This is a genomic window from Methanococcus voltae PS, from assembly GCF_024807035.1.
Lineage (GTDB): Archaea > AGJL01 > Methanococci > Methanococcales > Methanococcaceae > Methanococcus > Methanococcus voltae.
Genome location: NZ_JANUCQ010000001.1, coordinates 356694 through 376118 on the forward strand (window position 1 = coordinate 356694; position 19425 = coordinate 376118).

Here is a 19425-nt window from a genome sequence, read left to right on the forward strand (position 1 = left end):
ATTTATTATTTTTTTAATCCATTTTTAATATGTATTTCGTATGTTTTATTTATTTGTAATTTCACAGTTTGTTATTTTAAAAATTTTGAACTATGCAAAAGTATAAAAATAACGTATTACTATTAAATATTTCGTATTAGTCAAAACCGTACAAATATATTTTTGTACAACAAAATGATTAATCGATTAATAAATTAAAACTTTGTAATTTATTAATTGGAGGACTTTTTTTCTAAATTGCGAATAGCATCGGAAAGAAACACCCCTCTGGAGAAAACTGAGAAGGAGGTAAATTATGGATATCAACAGAGCAATCAGAGTAGCTGTAGATACTGGTAAGGTAGTATTAGGTACAAAACAAGCTGTTAAGAACGTAAAACACGGTGAAGGGCAATTATTAATTGTTGCAGGTAATTGTGCGAAAGACGTTATGGCAGATTTAGAATATTATACTAAATTATCAGGCGTTAAATTATTCGTACACGATGCCACATCACTTGAACTCGGAGCTATTTGTGGTAAACCATTCCCTGTATCCGCATTAGTGGTAATGGAACCTGGTAACTCATCTATTTTAAACTTAAACAAAGAATAATTCAGGTGATGTTTTATGAGAATTAAACTTAATACAGAAGATATAATGAGAATCAGTTTATTTGAAAAAATGACTGGCGCAGATGTCATTGATTCAGTAGCTGATGAGGAAAAAATTACATTCGTTATCAAGGAAGGAGATATCGGTGCTGCTATTGGAAAAGGTGGAGAAAACGTAAGAAACGCAACCGAAAAATTTGGCAGAAAAATCGATTTAATTGAATATTCCGACGATGTAAAACAATTTATTAGAAACATATTCGCACCTGTGGAATTAGAAGATGTTTGGACTAAAAAATTCGGTGACGATTTAGTAGTATACTTAAGAATCCACCCTAAATTAAGAAGGGCTATTATCGGAGACAAAGGAAAGAAAATTGATTCCGCAGTTGACTTGGTTAGTAGACTTTCCGGTGTTAAAAACATCAAAGTTATCGCAGGATTGAGAAAAGACAATAAAAAGGTTGCTAAAAAAGAGGAAGCACCAGTAAAAGCTGAAGAGGTTAAACCTGAAGTTAAACCTGAAGCTGAAGCTGTAAAAGCTCCTGAAGCTACCGAAACACAAAATGCAGAATAATTTAAGAATTTAAAATCGATTGAATTTATTTATTAAAATTTTTAGTTGTTATATAATTATACTATTAATAATTAATTTAATAATATAATAAATTATAATCTAATAAATTATAATGCAATAATATAATCGATTGGAAAATTATGAATATGCTAGTCATAGGTGATTAAATGGCAGGAAGTAAAGCTCCAAGAGGAGAATTTGCAGGTAGAAAATTATTCTTAAAAAGAAAAGAAAGCAAATGGCACCAGTACAAATTCGTTAACAGAGAATTAGGCTTAAAATTAAAAGCTGACCCATTAGAAGGTGCTCCAATGGGAAGAGGTATTGTTGTTGAGAAAGTAGGTCTCGAAGCAAAACAACCTAACTCTGCTATCAGAAAATGTGTAAAAGTTCAATTAATTAAAAACGGAAAAGTTATTACCGCATTTGCACCAGGTAACCACGCTATCAACTTCATCGACGAGCACGACGAAGTAGTTATCGAAGGAATCGGTGGTCCAACAGGTCAAGCTAAAGGGGATATTCCTGGAGTAAGATATAAAGTTGTAATGGTTGGTAAAAACTCAATCAGAGAATTAGTTAAAGGTAAACAAGAAAAAGTTAAAAGATAAGTTCATTAAATAAGTTTTAATTTTATTTAACCTTATTTAATCTTAGTAATACTTTTAATTTTAAATTTCTTTAACTTAATACTTAATTTAAGATTAATAATTTATAATTATCAATAAATTCGGAAAAACATTCGGAAAACAAAATCACAAATCACAAAAATAACAATGGACGGTGAAATTTTGGAAATTAAATTGTTCAATAAATGGGATTGTGAAGCTGTTACAGTTAAAGATCCAAGCTTAAGGTCATACATTAGCTTAGAACCTGTTTTAGTACCTCACACCGCAGGAAGATACTCAAAGAAAATGTTCGATAAATCAAAAATGAACATTGTAGAAAGAGTTTTAAATAAATTAATGGCTGAACAAACAAATACTGGTAAAAAATACGAAGCTTTAGCAGTTATGGAAGAAGCCTTAGAAATCATCGCAAAAAGAACAAAGGAAAACCCTGTTCAAGTTTTAGTTGATGCTTTAGAAAACGCAGGACCTAGAGAAGAAACAACAAGAATTTCATACGGTGGTATCGCATTCTTACAATCAGTTGACGTTTCACCTGTAAGAAGATTAGACACTGCTATAAGAAACATCTCATTAGGTACCTTAAATTCAGCAAGAAAAAACAAAAAATCACTTGCAAACTGTTTAGCTGATGAAATAATCTCAGCTTCAAAAGCAGACATGCAAAAAAGCTTTGCTGTAAAGAAAAAAGAAGAAAAAGAAAGAGTTGCTCAATCAGCAAGATAATTGAGATATTGAGTTATATCCATTTCTTTATCTTTAGAATTTTGTAATTATGCAATAATTATATTATAGTCGTATTAAATGATACATCATTTATGATTATAATAATTCTTTTCAATTTATTCGTAAATGTTGAAATTGTAATCTTAAATAATTTATCAATAATCTTAAAGTATGAATTATTTGTTAATTAACATTTAATTAATATATGATTAATAAAATTGATAAATAATTCTAAACTGGTTATATTAATAATTATTGTACTTAGATTAACTAATGTATTATAAAATTAAATTTATAATAAAAGTATAATAAAATATAATTCTTCAAACTTCAAAATCAATTATTCGATTCGGTGAAATAATGGGAAGAAGAGCAAAAATGGTAGAAAAGGTTACCAGTTTAATGGAAACCCACGATAAAATCAGAAACATCGGTATCTGTGCACACATCGACCACGGTAAAACAACATTATCAGACAACCTCTTAGCAGGTGCTGGTATGATATCAAAAGAATTAGCAGGGGACCAACTTGCTTTAGACTTTGATGAAGAAGAAGCAGCAAGAGGTATTACAATCTACGCTGCTAACGTGTCAATGGTTCACCAGTCAGAAACCGGAGAACACTTAATTAACTTAATCGACACACCAGGTCACGTTGACTTCGGTGGTGACGTTACAAGAGCAATGAGAGCTATCGATGGTGCTATCGTTGTATGCTGTGCAGTAGAAGGTGTAATGCCACAAACTGAAACAGTTTTAAGACAAGCTTTAAAAGAAAAAGTTAAACCTGTATTATTCATAAACAAAGTTGACAGATTAATCAACGAGTTAAAATTAACTCCTGAAGAATTACAAGGAAGGTTTATGAAAATCATCGCAGAAGTTAACGTTTTAATCGAAAAGATGGCTCCTGAAGAGTTCAAAAAAGAATGGTTATGCGACGTTATGGGTGGTAAAGTAGCATTTGGTTCAGCTTACAACAACTGGGCTATTTCAGTACCATACATGCAAAAATCAGGTATTTCATTCAAAGATATCATTGATTTCTGTAACGATGAAAGACAAAAAGAATTAGCTGACAAAGCACCTTTACACGAAGTATGTTTAGATATGGTTATCAAACACTTACCAAACCCAGTTGACGCTCAAAAGTACAGAATTCCAAACATTTGGAAAGGTGACATTGAGTCAGAAATTGGTAAATCAATGATGACCTGTGACCCTAACGGTCCTTTAGCAGGTGTTATCACAAAAATTATCGTTGATAAACACGCAGGAGCTATCTCAGCATGCAGATTGTTCTCAGGAAGAATGAAACAAGGTGACGAATTGTTTTTAGTTGGTGCAGAACAAAAAGCAAGAGCTCAACAAGTTTCAGTTTTCATGGGTGCAGAAAGAGTTCAGGTACCAAGTATTTCAGCAGGTAACATCTGTGCTATTACAGGTTTAAAAGAAGCAACAGCAGGGGAAACTGTTTCAGCATTCTCAAACAAAATGGAACAAGCTTTCGAAGGTTTATCACACGTAAGTGAACCTGTTATTACAGTTGCTATCGAAGCTAAAAACACAAAAGACTTGCCAAAATTAATCGAAGTATTAAGACAAATCGCAAGAGAAGATAACACAGTTAGAGTGGAAATCAACGAGGAAACCGGTGAACACTTAATCAGCGGTATGGGTGAACTCCACATCGAAGTTATCACAAACACAAAAATCGGCAGAGATACAGGTATCGAAGTTGATGTTGGTGAACCAATCGTTGTTTACAGAGAAACAATCAACGGTACAAGCCCTGAAATTGAAGGAAAATCACCAAACAAACACAACAAATTGTACTTCATCGTAGAACCTTTAGAAGACAGTGTATACCAAGCATATGTTAAAGGCGACTTAAAAGATGAAGACTTCAAGAGAAAAATCTCATCAGAAGCAGAAGGTAAGTTTGTAGAAGCTGGTTTACCAAAAGACGAAGCTAAAAAAGTTATGTCAATCATGGGCGGTAACTTAATCACAAACTTAACTAGAGGTATCGTACAGTTAGACGAAGCTAGAGAGTTAATTATCGAAGGTTTCAAAGAAGCTGTAAGAAACGGTCCTTTAGCTGCTGAGAAAGTTCAAGGTGTAAAAGTTAAATTAATGGATGCAACTTTCCACGAAGATGCAATCCACAGAGGTCCAGCACAAATTATTCCTGCGGTAAGATTCGGTGTTAGAGACGCTATTACACAAGCTAAACCAGTATTATTAGAACCTATGCAAAAAGTATATATCAACACACCACAAGATTACATGGGTGATGGTATGAAAGAAATCAACAACAGAAGAGGCCAAATCGTTGATATGGAACAAGAAGGTGACATGTCAATTATTAAAGGTAGCGTTCCTGTTGCTGAAATGTTCGGATTCGCTGGTGCAATCAGAGGGGCTACCCAAGGTAGATGTTTATGGTCCGTTGAATTCTCAGGATTCGAAAAGGTACCTGCAGAAATACAACCTAAGATTGTTCAACAAATCAGGTCAAGAAAAGGTTTAAAAACAGAATAATTAAAATAATTAGAATAACCAGAATAATTATAAAATAGGATAATTACATATGAATTAATATAGTGAACTTATAATTGATTATAATAATTTGCAATATAATTATTATGGATTTATAATATCAATTAATTCATATGTACTTATTTAAAAATAGTGAAATTGAGTAAAATTATAATTAGGGTACAAAAATCTTACACGATTAATCATGATTAATTTTGAAAAATCCAAAAGATTTTAACAATATACCATAAAATATATATACTCATTTTTACTATCATATTACAAATTATACTTATTTAGAAATCTCTTGATAAGATAAATTATACTTACAAAAATCAAATAAAACAAGAATAAATACAGGTGACAATATGGCAAAAGAAAAACCAATATTGAACGTTGCATTTATCGGACACGTTGATGCTGGTAAATCAACCACAGTAGGAAGATTATTATTAGACGGTGGAGCTATCGACCCTCAGGTAATTACAAGATTAAGAAGAGAAGCTGAAGAAAAAGGTAAAGCTGGATTCGAATTTGCTTACGTTATGGACGGTTTAAAAGAAGAAAGAGAGAGAGGTGTTACAATTGACATCGCTCACAAAAAATTCCCTACCGACAAATACGAAGTAACAATCGTAGACTGCCCAGGCCACAGAGACTTCATTAAAAACATGATTACCGGTGCTTCACAAGCTGACGCAGCTGTTTTAGTTGTTAACGTAGATGACCACAACAACGGTATTCAGCCACAAACAAGAGAACACATCTTCTTAATCAGAACATTAGGTGTAAACCAATTAGCTGTTGCAATTAACAAAATGGATACAGTTAACTTCAACGAAGCTGACTACAACGCTATGAAGAAAATGTTAAGCGAAGAGTTATTAAAAATGTTAGGTTACAACCCTGACAACGTACCTTTCATCCCTGTAGCTTCATTACACGGTGACAACGTATTCAAAAAATCAGAAAACACAAAATGGTACAAGGGTCCTACAATTGCTCAAGTTATTGACTCATTCCAACCTCCTCAAAAACCAACAAACTTACCATTGAGATTACCTATCCAAGATGTTTACTCAATCACTGGTGTAGGTACAGTTCCAGTTGGTAGAGTTGAAACAGGTATCATCAGACCAGGAGACAAAGTTGTATTTGAACCTTCAGGCTCAGTAGGAGAAGTTAAAACAGTGGAAATGCACCACGAACAGTTACCTTCAGCAGAACCAGGAGACAACATTGGTTTCAACGTAAGAGGTGTAGGTAAAAAAGACATCAAAAGAGGAGACGTTTTAGGTCCAGTTGACAACGCACCATCAGTTGCAGCTGAATTTGACGCTCAAATTGTTGTTTTACAACACCCTTCAGTTATCACAGCAGGATACACACCAGTATTCCACGCACACACATCACAGATTGCATGTACCTTTGCAGAGTTAAGCAAAAAGTTAAACCCTGCAACTGGTGAAGTTTTAGAAGAAAACCCAGACTTCTTAAAAGCTGGTGACGCTGCAATCGTTAAATTAATACCAACAAAACCAATGGTTATTGAAAACGTTAAAGAAATTCCACAACTCGGTAGATTCGCTATTAGAGATATGGGTATGACTGTAGCAGCTGGTATGGCTATTAAAGTTGTAGCTAAAAACAAATAATTAGATTAATTCTAATTATTTAATTTTTAATTTTTTAATTATAATTCTTATAATTATTATATTTATTATACAATTCATTACATACCTTAAATGAGGCTAAATTATGCAAAAAGCAAGAATAAAATTATCAAGTACAAAACATACAGAATTAGACGGTGTATGTGACCAAATTAAAGCAATCGCTGAAAAAACAGGTGTTGATTTAGCAGGTCCAATTCCATTACCAACAAAAACATTAAAAGTTACAACAAGGAAGTCAACCGACGGTGAAGGTTCATCATCATTCGACAGATGGACAATGAAAATTCACAAAAGAGTTATCGACATCGAAGCTGACGAAAGAACCATGAAACACATCATGAAAGTAAGAATTCCTGAAACCGTTCAAATTGAAATCGAATTAAGAAACTAATTGAATAGTTAGTACTTAAAGATGTTTGATTCCAAGAATTGAAGGCTTTTTTTAAAAATAATTAATATTTCATAAGCCATGAAAAATATTGTTTTCCCTTTATGGGATTTCAATAACCTTTTTCTTTTTAAATTATTTTAGTTTTTATTTTATTATCTTATCATTACAGTATTTTTATTATTACCATTATTATTTTATTAGTATATTATTTCATAATTAATTTTATAACTCTCGTATATTCGAGTACCTTATTTAAATTTGATATGTTTTGATATTAATCTTTATATACTATGAAATCAATGATTAATTATACTGCAATTCACAGTAATTGCAGTGTATGTTGTGACCGTATTTCATAGTAAATACGGTGTATTATCTTTAAATGAGCTTTTTTAAAATAGTTTTGAACTTATTATGGAAATTTTATAAATTTTATAAAAATAGAATATAAAAAATAGAATATAAAAAATAGAATAAATGATATTTTATTATGTATTTTTAATCAAGTATTAGTTATGTGTTAAATAGCAGGTTACTTTATTAACATCTGAATCCAATTCGTTTTTATCAATTCTAACAAATCCGTATCTTTCAAATTGTACGCTTTCATCTTCTTTTACAACTGCAAAGTCTTTTTCTGCATAACCTTCTGTTTCAATACCATCGCCATCGATAACTGAAACCTTAACACTATCTTTAACAGGTACCCAATGAATAATGTTTGCCCTATTCTCTTTTGCAACCTTGTAATCTTCACTATCAAAGTGCGCATAAACAACGTTTTCGCTTACTTCATCAATAACTATGTTAAACAATTCCATAAGCCTATACATTTTACCTACTTCAACATTATCGGTACCAGATAGGTAGATTTCCCCGTCAAATGTTAACGTTCTCATACCCATATCTTTATCAGGATGCATCCTTAGCTCAACAGTTTTATTGTCCGCACCTGTAACAATAACTTTTTTAGGATTAGCCACAAAGAAGAATCTTTTTGTAATTGCATCAATTAAATCTTTGTTAACTGCATAAAGGTTTTCCCATGCAAATCTAACATCAGCTTGTTTAATTCCGATATCGACCATTGTTTTGTAAATTGCTTCTGGTTTTATACCTCTTTTTCTCATTGCTCGAAGGGTACCTAATCTTGGGTCATCCCAGTCAGAGTATTCACCTTCTAAGATACCAGCGTGCATTTTAGAGGTACTTAAAACAGGACCTTCTATTTTTAAGATACCGTAGTGTAAGTACTCTGGAATCTCCCAGCCCATGTAATCAAATATGTATTTCTGTTTTTCAGTGTTCACAATGTGGTCTTTTCCTCTTAAAACGTGTGTAAGACCCATTAAATGGTCATCAACGGTAACAGATAAGTTCATAAGTGGGTAAACAACATACTTTGTTCCATTTTTAGGGTGTGACGTGTGTTCAATCCTGAATATTGGGAAATCACGTACTGAAGGGTTTTTATGTGCAATATCTGTTTTTAATCTAACTGCAACGTTATCTAATTCTCCAGAAAGCATTTTGTTCCATAGTTCAAGGTTCTTTTCCGAACTATTGTCTCTACATTTACAAGCTACTCCTTCAGCTTTTAATTCTCTAAATTCTTCCGCTTCACAATCACAAACATAAGCGTGACCCATTTCAATTAATTTAGTACCATACTTGTAGTATGTTTCAAGTCTTTGAGATTGAATAACAACTTCATCAACTTTAACACCTAACCATTTTAAATCTTCCTGTATCATTTCATAAGCTTCAGGAAGGACTCTTTTAGCGTCGGTATCTTCTAATCTTAATATTAATTTTCCATCGTATTTTTTAGTAAAGAAATCATTCAAAACACTTGCACGAGCGTGACCCAAATGAAGAGGTCCTGACGGATTTGGTGCAAATCTCATTACAACGCCTTTTTTTGTATCCACGTTTTTAAGCTCAATTTCTTTCTTTTTTCTTTCTTTTTTCTCGCCCATCATTTCTGGAGCAATTTCTGAAAGTTTTTGTTTCTGAGCTTCTAAACCCATATCTTCAACTTCTTTTGCAATTGCACTAATGTTTTGATTAATGTCCTTTGCAAGTTTTCTTAAATCTGGGTTTTCACCTAACATTTTACCCATTATTGATTTAGGATTAGGTTTTCCGTCGTATTTTATAGCATTTTGAAGTAAATACTTTATAACTACGTTTTTCACATCTTCCGAAAGTGTACTGTTCATTATTACACCACAATTTTAATTTTAATTTTAATTCTAAGTTTCTATTATTCAAATCTTAATAAGATTAAACAATTAATTTAAATTAAACTTATAAAGTTTATATCATCATACAATATTCTATATTCTCATTTATATGATTTAGCAATTTATAATGCAATATGGTACTTTATGTTTGATATATTTATAAAATAATCTTTTTTAAGTACAATTACACTTTTCAATTACCTATATATATTTATTATAACATACAGACAATGATAATATATTGTGGAATATATATCTGTGTGTACTAAATTGAAATAGTTAATTTAAATACTAATTTAAATACTAATTTAAATTCTAATTTAATATTTAAATTAGAATCGTAGAAACTTTTATATAATTTGATGTATAATTATAAAAATCTGCACATAACCTTTTTAACCACTTATATATCTTTATTGTCGATAATATTGTAGATTTCAAGTGTTTTGCACAATATTAAAGTTGAGAATAGATTAAATCATGCCAAAATGAAGACTAGTAGCTTTGTTAGAGATTTGTAGGTTATGAAATTTTTTAATAATTAATGGTGTAAGAAATGGAAAACAAGAATAATTTAATTAGTAATAGACATAGTTCTAATAATACTGGGACTAATGGTAATATGAAACATAATAGGAATTATAAAAATACAAAAAATACTAAAGATTCAAATAATACCGAAAATAACTACCAGGTTAGGGACAATAGAAGTCCTAGAGGTCACAACAGTCATGGCACTCATAAAACTAGTAATGGTAGCAATAATCAAAATGGTTATAAAAGTTATAAAAGTTATAAAACTGCGGAACCTAATGAAGATAAAAACGTGGAAAGCAAAACGCCTGTTAAAGCCACAAATGGTAGAAAAACGTATAAAAAAACAACTGTAAATGAATATAGTGAGAATAATACGAAAAAAGTAAATAAATCGTACCAAAGTCGTCCAAATAGCAAAAATTACAATGAAAAAAAGGAACATACGGAACATAAAGAAAGTAAAAATTACAATTCTAAAAGATATTCCAAAGTGTTAAATTCTAACGGCGAAAATAATTCTAAGAGTTTAAATAACGATGAAAGACCTAAAACAGTCAACAGAAGAGTTTTCCATAATAAAGGCAATAACGATGATAATGGCGATAATTCAGAGAATAGGTATAATAAGCCAAGATATAATGGGAATAATAGAACTAGTAAGACTAACGATACTATAACTCCTAATAGATTTAATAATAGAAATAGTAGAAATAGTAGAAATAGTAATAATTATAGTACCAATAATAATAATAATAATAATAATAATAATAATAATAAAATCGATTCAACCGACAATGAGAGACTTAACGGGGCTAAAAGGCAAAATACCTATAAAGAACCTAAAAACTATTCAAATAACTCCAATAGTTATAAGAAGTATAATAAAGAAGAATCAAATATTCGGGAAAGGTCAAACTCTAAATTTGAAGGTGCTAGGGATAATTTAAAGAATAATTCTCCTAGTGAGGATAGTAGAACAGGTAGGACAAATAATAGACCCCATAATAAGGTTACAAATAATAGGGTAATTAATAGAGTATCTAGTGGTTCTAACACCTTAAAACGCCATTATAATAAAGAAGAAAATAATAGGAAGAATTTAAAGAATAAATCAGAATCAAATTCTAAACCTTCAATTGTAAGTTCAAGAAAAAAGACATTGAACAGTCCAACAAATACACACAATGCTAGAAAAACTAGGCCTGCTCATAAAACTAATTTAAGGGAAGATAATAAATATTCAAGACCTAAGTTTAAATCTTATGGGAATAACAAAGATAATTCTAGATTGGTAAATAAACATTCCGAACATACTCAACACCAAAAATACGTATCAGGCGGTTCAAAAATCTATAAAAAAGCACTTAGAACTGATTTAAACCCAAAATCTACTAAATTCAAATTTGAAGGTAAACTCGTTATATATTCTAAAAAAATAAATAACGAATAAATATTATTTACTTTTTATTTTAATCTATTTTAATCTATTTTTATTACAATTTTATTACAATTTTAGTGTTATTTTGCTAGTTTATTAATACTAGGAATGACATATTAGTATTATTAAAGAGATTTAAGAGAGGAATCTTATGCAAAGCGATTTGGGTTATATTTTGATATTCATTGGTTTATTAATCATATTAATGGAGGCTTTTACGCCAGGATTATATTTCCCTGCAGCAGGAATTGCCTTAATTATATATGGGCTACTTTTAGCAGTCGCTCCAGCTTATGCTTTACCTTTAGCAGTCGTGGCAGGTTTATTGACCATATATATAATGTACAGATTTGTTTATAAATCTGGAATGAATATAAAAATAGGTGCAGAACGTTTAATCGGGTTAGAAGGCGATTTGGTAGAAAATATTGAGGAAAACAAGCCGGGTTATGTAATGGTAAATAATGAAAAATGGCAGGCAAAAACTCAGGATAGGTCAGAATTAAAAGCAGGAATCAAAGTAATTGTGACTAAAATAGAAGGTGTTTCTTTGATTGTGGAACCGTCTGCAAATCAAGAAGTTGAAAAAACTGAAAACATCGAAAAAATTGAAAAAAAAGACGAAGAAACTAATTAAATTAATTATTTTAACTATATTAATTATATCAATTAAAATAATTTTAAATTAAATATGTTCTTTAATTAAATTAAATATTTCTTCATGTAGTTTTAAAATGCCTTTATTTGCATCTATCTTTATATAAATAGGTGGTCTAAACATATTTTCGAATTCTATTTTTTCAAATATCTCCAGATACTTTTCACGAATTATTTTTTGAAATTCTATTTTTTCAAATATCTCATTGTTTCCCGTTCTATCATTTACCCTTAGCATTGATAATTCAGGGTTTAAGTCTAACAATACTACGATATCAGGCACTCTCGCATACTTATTAATATCGCATATGTATTTCATATCGATACCCTGTGTATTTTGATACACCATAGACGAATAAACATACCTATCGCATATAATGTGATTTTTTTCAAGTCTTTTTTCAAGTTCCTTGCAGTGTTCGACCCTATCACCTGCAAAGAGTAATGCAAGGGTTTCTTTTTCAAAACAACCTTCTGAAAGACCTTTTCTTATTAATTTTCCAACTTCGGAGTTTGTGGGTTCATAATCTAATATCGCGTTTATTCGGTCTGCAAGCATTTTGGCTTGTGTGGATTTTCCACTACCGTCAATACCTTCAAAAACGATGAATTTTTTTGATTTACCCTTTTTAATATCTTTAGCATTTTTAATATTTTTATTATCCATTTAAACACCAAAATAACATAAATACTGTAATTTAATTATAAAGTTATAATAAATTTTAATAATAAATTTTAATAATAAATTTAAAAATAGATATGTGAAATAGATATATAAATAATACGCAATTATTCAATACCTAATTTCTTTTTAAATAGTTGTAATTCATTATTTTTAATTTGGTAATTTCTTCTTTGATACTCCAGGTCGAATATGATTCGATACCTTCTACACTGCTCATGATTTTAGGGAGTATTCTAGGCTCTTTATTTGCTAACTTTTTAAGAGTTATCAAAGTTTTTAACACAACAGTCTCACTTTGGTCATTCAACAAATTAATGATTTCTGGAAGTGCAATAACAACCAATTCGTAATCTAAGTCTGAAAGTATGCCCAAAGCAGTTGTTTTAACACGCCAGTGTGGGTCTTGTAGTCTACCAATTACGTCTTCAATATACGAATAATGACCTTCAGATATAAATTCTCGCAACGAATTAAGGGCTTCTACCCTAACGTTCCAGTCACTATCCATTAGGTAATATTCTAATCTTTTTATTCTTTCTTTAAACGAATCTTCTTCATCTTCTTGAGCGTAATATTCAAAATGGTCCACAATTCTCAAAATTGATTTACAAGTATTTGCAATCACTGGGACTGGGTCTTCCATATCTTCAGTACACCAAGAGATTATCTCGTAGTAGTATTCTTCAATTTTAGATTCTGATACGAGCTTTTCAATGATTTTATACGCGTATACTCTTTCATACCACTTAGTACTGTGCCTATATTTTGATAATATCATCAATATGTCTTCCATGTTTTTGACGGTGTCACATCTTAAGTATAGGGTATAAAGTCCTTCTACGGCTCTTATATTTTCAAATTTCAAACCGTTTATAATCATACTCGTAGATTTAAATAAGTATGCTATTGCATATCTTTTATCAATTTTAGGACTTCCATGACCAGTTTTATTTAATAAATTGGATGCTTTACTTCTAAGTTCAACAATATCATCAAATAATGCGATATTAACTAATTCATCGTTGAATAAATTTCCATAATCGTCATTTATTTTTAATAATTGAGATATGTAGAGTAAACCTTTTTTACGAGTAGTCCAATTTATATCATTCAATAATTTTTTAATAATTTTTGATTTAGTTTCTAAGAATTTATTTGAAGATAATTCAACCATATTTCTTGCATATTCTAAAGTTTTTTCGTCATCTAAATCCAATAAATCCAAAATATGGAATATATTTATTATTTCGAAACAATCTTTTTTATTTTTAAAGATTTCTTGTAAAAATTCGATAGTATAATTGTTTAATTCAATTTCTTCGCTGTTTTTACTTTCACTCGTACTACTATCATTTTTACCATCAGTTTCAGTTTCAGCTTCATTTTCAGCTTCATTTTCCTTATCCTGATGACTTACTTTATTTTTTAAGTAATATCTAACTAATGGGGTAGTAGAGTAAGGATACGTTTCCATACATTTTATAATATATTCAATATCTATTCCTTCTTTATCTATTTCAATACCATATTCGTACTTTAAAATATATTCTGAAGTTTTAGAAACGATTGAAGCACCATCATTCAATGCTCTATCTATTAATATAGCAGTAATAGCTTCTTTTCTATCCTCACAACCTTCATATTTCGAAAGTATTTCATTGAATTTTTTCAATAATAATATGAAATTTAATCTAACTAATAAATTATTATCGTTAATCACTACTTCAGGTTGTATATATTCATTTACCTCTTCCAAAATATCAAATGGGTCTTCAAAACACTCTAACGCAACTCTAAGTACCCAAATAGCTTCTGTTCTAACAATACCAAAGCTATCATTTATACTATCCTTTAATAATTGTATGGATTCTTCGGAATATTGTTTGGGGTCGTTATGTAACTTACAACCTAAATCAATCATTGTAATTACTTTTGAAACCCAATCTTCACTTTTCCAGGTGTTAAGGTTTTTATTAAGTGTTTTTTCTACGTCTTTTGGGTTCATATAACTATATTTTCTCTTAACGTTAATATAGCTCCAAGGGTCGTAAAGTTGATTTATATATTTTTTCTGTATTTCTTCAGGTACGTCCTTTTTAGTCAATCTATGCATTATTGACATACAGTTGATTATACTCGATTCGTCATATAAGTTTAATAAATTTAAGTTATTCACGGTAGATGTTTGAGCTGCAATTGCTCTAACTAATTCATTTTGACTTTTAATATATTTTTCAGTCTCTATCTTTTCTCCAAGATATTTAAGACATGTGAGTGTTAAATAAGTGTATAAATCATTAGGTTCTTCGACCAATGATCTCTTAAGTATATTTATTATTTTTTCGCGAACTGGATTACATTTATTTGCAATTACTGATAACGCCATAATTGCTTTATATTTTAAAAATATTTCGCATCTATTATTTCTTGATAATTCCAGTAATTTATCAATTATCTCTGAATTGACCTTTTCAGGATTTGCATTTATTAGTGTAAGTCCTATTACAACATCTTTTGAGTCGTTACTATTTAATAAATAAATTACTTCGTTTCTGTTAAATTCCCTAATAAAGTTTTTGTATAAATTTATTATACCGATATAATCGGAAAATTGGTCGATAACTTCTTTATTTTGACTTTGCAATACTAGTAAAGATACTAAACCTTGCATAAATCTGTCATCCCTTGAGTATGAAATGTTGTCATTAAACAGTGAGGGGATAAGTGTACATAATAAGTTAGGGTCCGTAGGGAATATTTTCCAAACTTTTGTAACTGCATTCATCCTAACTAATACATCAGAGGAATACAATTCTTTCGATAATATTGTATTGTATCTATCTTTTGTATATCTCATACCAGGTTTTGTTAACATATCTCTTGCAATGTTTTTTGTAGCAACTACTTTACTATCTGCCATTTTTAAGATATATGGAAATGCTAAATACGATAGTTCAGGGTATTGTTTTAATATATTGTTAATGGCCCATAGGGCTCTTGTTTGAACAACAGCTTTTGAAGATGTTAATTCCATAATCAAGCTTAATAATGATATTTTAGCATCATAATGATTTTGGAAGATTAAGCCTCCAAGCGTGTTTATTGAGTTTAATTTAGAGTACCAACTATCTTTTTTTAAATTATTTAGCACTTTGGTTAAATTTTCATTCATAAAATCCCTCAGTTACTCGTTGGTGAAATTTGAATCTCATAATCCTTTTAGTTGAGTGTTTATTATCCATTTTTGGGATATGTTCTATTTTTGTACACTCCTAAATAACCATGGGGTTAAGTATTATTTGAGATAATAATTGAGATAATAAATATAGATAATAGATAGTTAAAATTCAAATTAATTTATATGACGAAAATAATTAGCACAATATTAATTATATTCTATATTGTGTTATATAATTCTATGTATTATGTTCGATAATGAACAGTATATTTAACAAAATAATATTTTGTAGAAGCATTCTAAATTCTTTAATAAATTAGGTATTACTTACAATTTTATCGTATATATAAGTTACATACTTAACTTGGGTGGCTACATATCTTAAGTTAATACCTTAAATTAAATACAAAAATACATAAACTTTAGATACATATTTCAAACACTATTAAAAATATTTAAAATTGAGAACTATATAATAAGTAATAAATATATTTAATAATTATAAATTTAACAAGTCTACTAATTTGAGTACTGTATTATATTAAATTGTATTAGAGTATATTATAATTCAAAATTTTTAAATTAAAAAATTAGTAAAATAATAAAAGAATAAAAAATAAAATCAGCAAATACATAGGCAATAGGAATAAGGCTAAATTTAACGATTAAAATTAGTAATTTAAAATAATTGGTGTAATTTATGAATATCGACAAATTAAAAAATAATATTTTACAAAAAATGTCTCAAGAAGAAATGGATTCTAAAATATCTGAAAAAATAGATGAAGCTTCGGGTTTAATTGATGAAAAAGGAGCTTTAATGTTGGTTGCTCAAGAGCTAAATATTGAAATTCCTTACGAGGATGACGAAGATTTCGATTATACAATCTCTGATATTTTAGAAGGTCAAAGGGATGTAGAAGTTACCGGAAGAATAGTCGAAATTTCAAGTATCAAAGAATTTACTAAAAAAGACGGTTCAACCGGCAAATTAGCATCTTTAAGGATTGCTGATAATTCAGGGGCTATAAGATTAACTTTGTGGAATGATAAAGCAGATTTAGTCGCAGATTTGAAAAAAGGAAATGTTATAAAAATTGAAAATGCCTTTGCAAGAAATTGGAATAATAAAATGGAGTTAAACAGTGGTTCCGAATTATCCATTGAAAGATTGGAAGAATACGACGAATCAAAATATCCAAAAATAAAGGAAAATTACAATATTTCAGAATTAGTGGAAAATTTACCTGCAAGCATTGAAGCAACAATTAAACTAGCATATCCATTAAAAGAATTTAACAAAAAAGACGGTTCAACTGGTTGTTTAAAATCTTTAATATTGGAAGACGAAACTGGGACAATAAGAGCTACATTATGGAACGAATTAGCAAAAATGGAAATTAACACTGCAGATAAAGTTAAGATTGATGGTTTTGTTAAGCAAGGCTATTCTGGATTGGAAATCTCAATTAACACAATTGAAGTAACTGAAAAAACAGACCCTAATCAAGCTAAAAAAGTCGATAATTACGTCTCAATTGAAGATTTACCACATTACGATAAAGAACTAGTTTCTGTAAAGGGTAAAATATTAAACAAAAGCATCGTAAGAGAAGTTGAATTCCCGGACAGAGTTGCAAAAGTCCAAGAAATCAAAGTTTTCGATGGAACCGGTAGCGTTAGAGTAGTATTCTGGGGTAACAATATAACTAAATTAGATGATTTAGATGAAGGCGATGAAATTAGCCTTTCAAACTGTAAAACTAAAAAATATATAAACAGAATGACTGACTTAGAAGTTGTTGATTTAACATTTACTTTTGCATCAACCATTGAATTGATAGAAAAATCCAAAGTGGAGATTAAATTAAATTCAGTAACTGATTTAGTTGAAAAATTTAATAAAAACGAATTAGATGCAGATGATATTTCATTTGGTGCTAAAGTATACTCATCTTACCCTACAAAAGAATTTAATAGGTATGACGGTTCAAAAGGAATGGTAAAATCCGTTGAATTAAGTGACGGAGATAATACTGTTAGGATGACTTTATGGGACGATAATACAAACCTAGAAATAACCGAAGGGGACACTTTAAAAATATTACATGCAAAAATAAAGGAAAATAACGGTTACTATGACATAAATACCAATAAATATACAAATATTGAAATAAATCCAAAAGATTTAAACTTAGTTTCAATTAGGACACACATCGTAGATATCAAAGAAGAATCAAAAGTCGAATTACAGGCAACCGTTGTGGACTTCAGAAAACAAGATTTAATATTAAATTTATGTCCAAACTGTAAGAAAAGGTTATCTATGGTAGACAGTAACTCAGGAATCGGTATTTGTGAAGCTTGCGGAGAAGTTACACCTAATGAGGTTTTAACAGCCACAGTAGTTTTAGATGACGGAACCGGAACCATAAACGGCAGAATTTATGAAGCAAACATTTCAAAGTTAACTGGACTTTCAATTGATGAGTTAAAAGAAAAGAATATAGAAGCATTGAATTTAGCAATCGGTAATGAATACATATTCTATGGTAACGTAACCATGAGAAATGATGACTTAGAATTGAATATCAGAGGTATTCAAGAATTTGATATAAATAAAGAATTTTAATTAGATTTTAGGGAAAATTTAATAAATTTTAATTCTTATTTTTGCTTTTTTTAAATGCAATATTTTTAAAATAAATTTATATTATAAAATAATACCAAAATTGGTATTAAAATTATTGGTACGGTATATATTATATCATAAATACTTATTTTATAGTTTAACTCGCAAATATTGGAATTTTCAGAATATCCTCTAGAAAGCATCGCGAAATAAGTTCTTTCACCCTGTTCATAGGATTTTACAAATAATGTACCGATTAAATTTCCAATATTTTTTATTTGTAGTTTATAACTTACTTTTTTATGGTTTTGACACCTAGATTTATGCGATAGGAGTAATTTTTGCATATTTTCAAAAATTAAATAAAGATATCTAATCATCAAACCAAGTATCATGGACATAAAAGCAGGTAATCCAAGCTTCTTAAGTGCTTCTACTACTTTAAATGTAGGTGTGGTTGATGAAAGTAATACAATACACGTAATGCTAACAAAAAACTTAGCAAATAATAGTATTCCAAAATTTAACCCTTCTAAAAATACCGGAATTCCGAATAATGAATATATGACAGTTTCACCACGGATAAACGGTTGAAATAACACTATAAAAATTCCAAATGGTAATATCATTAATATTCTTAAAATCGTCATTTTCAGGGATAAATTAGATAATAAAAGACTCATGATTAAATAAACCTCAAAAAAGGTCATCATGGTTAAATTATTGAATAAGGAACTGCAAAGTATTATAAAAAGTATGGATATCAATTTTACACGCGGGTCTATATTATGTATCGGGCTATTTTTCATAGATTCCAATTCAATTAAATATATGTCCCCGTGCATTTTTTCACCATACAAATCGTTTATTATTAGAACTATATTTGATAATTTAATAATACTATTTTTTTAAAAG

At 29.6% G+C, this 19425-nt stretch carries 14 protein-coding genes; 10 read left to right on the top strand and 4 right to left on the bottom strand.

What is annotated here, in order from left to right:
* Nucleotides 1-295 precede the first annotated feature (295 nt).
* The 7 genes from M2325_RS01790 to rpsJ all read left to right on the top strand — a co-directional run bounded on the left by M2325_RS01790 (nucleotide 296) and on the right by rpsJ (nucleotide 7137).
* Nucleotides 296-595 (top strand): 50S ribosomal protein L30e, encoded by a 300-nt coding sequence (locus M2325_RS01790; RefSeq protein WP_209590393.1) that lies wholly within the window; start codon nucleotides 296-298, stop codon nucleotides 593-595.
* A gap of 15 nt (nucleotides 596-610) precedes the next feature.
* The gene (locus tag M2325_RS01795) at nucleotides 611-1171 is read left to right on the top strand and encodes a NusA-like transcription termination signal-binding factor (RefSeq protein ID WP_209590395.1); all 561 of its coding nucleotides are present in this window, start codon (nucleotides 611-613) and stop codon (nucleotides 1169-1171) included.
* Nucleotides 1172-1338: 167 nt separating this feature from the next.
* Nucleotides 1339-1782, top strand: a complete 444-nt coding sequence (locus M2325_RS01800) for a 30S ribosomal protein S12 (protein WP_209590397.1) — start codon at nucleotides 1339-1341, stop codon at nucleotides 1780-1782.
* 180 nt (nucleotides 1783-1962) lie between these two features.
* On the top strand, nucleotides 1963-2529 hold the full coding sequence (locus M2325_RS01805; RefSeq protein WP_209590399.1) for a 30S ribosomal protein S7: 567 nt from the start codon (nucleotides 1963-1965) through the stop codon (nucleotides 2527-2529).
* A 360-nt stretch (nucleotides 2530-2889) separates the two neighbouring features.
* Nucleotides 2890-5073 carry an elongation factor EF-2 gene (locus M2325_RS01810; RefSeq protein ID WP_259050644.1) on the top strand — a complete coding sequence of 728 codons (2184 nt, stop codon included), beginning with the start codon at nucleotides 2890-2892 and terminating at the stop codon, nucleotides 5071-5073.
* A 365-nt stretch (nucleotides 5074-5438) separates the two neighbouring features.
* Nucleotides 5439-6725, top strand: coding sequence for a translation elongation factor EF-1 subunit alpha (gene tuf, locus M2325_RS01815; protein WP_209590402.1), 1287 nt, complete (start codon nucleotides 5439-5441; stop codon nucleotides 6723-6725).
* A gap of 103 nt (nucleotides 6726-6828) precedes the next feature.
* On the top strand, nucleotides 6829-7137 hold the full coding sequence (gene rpsJ / locus M2325_RS01820) for a 30S ribosomal protein S10 (RefSeq protein ID WP_209590404.1): 309 nt from the start codon (nucleotides 6829-6831) through the stop codon (nucleotides 7135-7137).
* 509 nt (nucleotides 7138-7646) lie between these two features.
* Here the strand turns inward: rpsJ and M2325_RS01825 are convergent.
* The gene (locus M2325_RS01825; protein WP_374759666.1) at nucleotides 7647-9335 is read right to left on the bottom strand and encodes a glutamate--tRNA ligase; all 1689 of its coding nucleotides are present in this window, start codon (nucleotides 9333-9335) and stop codon (nucleotides 7647-7649) included.
* 604 nt (nucleotides 9336-9939) lie between these two features.
* On the opposite strand from M2325_RS01825, the gene M2325_RS01830 reads away from it, so the two are divergent.
* Nucleotides 9940-11370: a hypothetical protein gene (locus tag M2325_RS01830; RefSeq protein WP_259050650.1), complete on the top strand. Its 1431-nt coding sequence runs from the start codon at nucleotides 9940-9942 to the stop codon at nucleotides 11368-11370.
* A gap of 139 nt (nucleotides 11371-11509) precedes the next feature.
* Nucleotides 11510-11995: an NfeD family protein gene (locus tag M2325_RS01835; RefSeq protein ID WP_245314040.1), complete on the top strand. Its 486-nt coding sequence runs from the start codon at nucleotides 11510-11512 to the stop codon at nucleotides 11993-11995.
* 48 nt (nucleotides 11996-12043) lie between these two features.
* Here the strand turns inward: M2325_RS01835 and tmk are convergent, their stop codons facing one another.
* Together tmk and M2325_RS01845 are read right to left on the bottom strand one after the other, a co-directional pair.
* Nucleotides 12044-12682 (bottom strand): dTMP kinase, encoded by a 639-nt coding sequence (gene tmk / locus M2325_RS01840; RefSeq protein WP_209590409.1) that lies wholly within the window; start codon nucleotides 12680-12682, stop codon nucleotides 12044-12046.
* Nucleotides 12683-12815: 133 nt separating this feature from the next.
* Entirely contained in the window at nucleotides 12816-15872 is a 3057-nt protein-coding gene (locus M2325_RS01845) for a HEAT repeat domain-containing protein (RefSeq protein WP_259050652.1), read from the bottom strand.
* A gap of 706 nt (nucleotides 15873-16578) precedes the next feature.
* Here M2325_RS01845 and M2325_RS01850 point away from each other — a divergent pair.
* Entirely contained in the window at nucleotides 16579-18510 is a 1932-nt protein-coding gene (locus M2325_RS01850) for an OB-fold nucleic acid binding domain-containing protein (protein WP_259050653.1), read from the top strand.
* Between the two features lie 65 nt (nucleotides 18511-18575).
* Here the strand turns inward: M2325_RS01850 and cbiQ are convergent, their stop codons facing one another.
* A complete protein-coding gene (gene cbiQ, locus M2325_RS01855) occupies nucleotides 18576-19355 on the bottom strand; it encodes a cobalt ECF transporter T component CbiQ (protein WP_259050657.1) in 780 nt (259 codons plus the stop codon).
* Nucleotides 19356-19425 lie beyond the last annotated feature (70 nt).

What these genes read in the sequence shown, in the direction of transcription:
- M2325_RS01790 (WP_209590393.1), top strand. Translation starts at nt 296, where the DNA reads ATGGATATCAACAGAGCAATCAGAGTAGCTGTAGATACTGGTAAGGTA.
- M2325_RS01795 (WP_209590395.1), top strand. Translation starts at nt 611, where the DNA reads ATGAGAATTAAACTTAATACAGAAGATATAATGAGAATCAGTTTATTT.
- M2325_RS01800 (WP_209590397.1), top strand. Translation starts at nt 1,339, where the DNA reads ATGGCAGGAAGTAAAGCTCCAAGAGGAGAATTTGCAGGTAGAAAATTA.
- M2325_RS01810 (WP_259050644.1), top strand. Translation starts at nt 2,890, where the DNA reads ATGGGAAGAAGAGCAAAAATGGTAGAAAAGGTTACCAGTTTAATGGAA.
- tuf (WP_209590402.1), top strand. Translation starts at nt 5,439, where the DNA reads ATGGCAAAAGAAAAACCAATATTGAACGTTGCATTTATCGGACACGTT.
- rpsJ (WP_209590404.1), top strand. Translation starts at nt 6,829, where the DNA reads ATGCAAAAAGCAAGAATAAAATTATCAAGTACAAAACATACAGAATTA.
- M2325_RS01830 (WP_259050650.1), top strand. Translation starts at nt 9,940, where the DNA reads ATGGAAAACAAGAATAATTTAATTAGTAATAGACATAGTTCTAATAAT.
- M2325_RS01835 (WP_245314040.1), top strand. Translation starts at nt 11,510, where the DNA reads ATGCAAAGCGATTTGGGTTATATTTTGATATTCATTGGTTTATTAATC.
- tmk (WP_209590409.1), bottom strand. Translation starts at nt 12,682, where the DNA reads ATGGATAATAAAAATATTAAAAATGCTAAAGATATTAAAAAGGGTAAA.
- M2325_RS01845 (WP_259050652.1), bottom strand. Translation starts at nt 15,872, where the DNA reads ATGAATGAAAATTTAACCAAAGTGCTAAATAATTTAAAAAAAGATAGT.
- M2325_RS01850 (WP_259050653.1), top strand. Translation starts at nt 16,579, where the DNA reads ATGAATATCGACAAATTAAAAAATAATATTTTACAAAAAATGTCTCAA.
- cbiQ (WP_259050657.1), bottom strand. Translation starts at nt 19,355, where the DNA reads ATGCACGGGGACATATATTTAATTGAATTGGAATCTATGAAAAATAGC.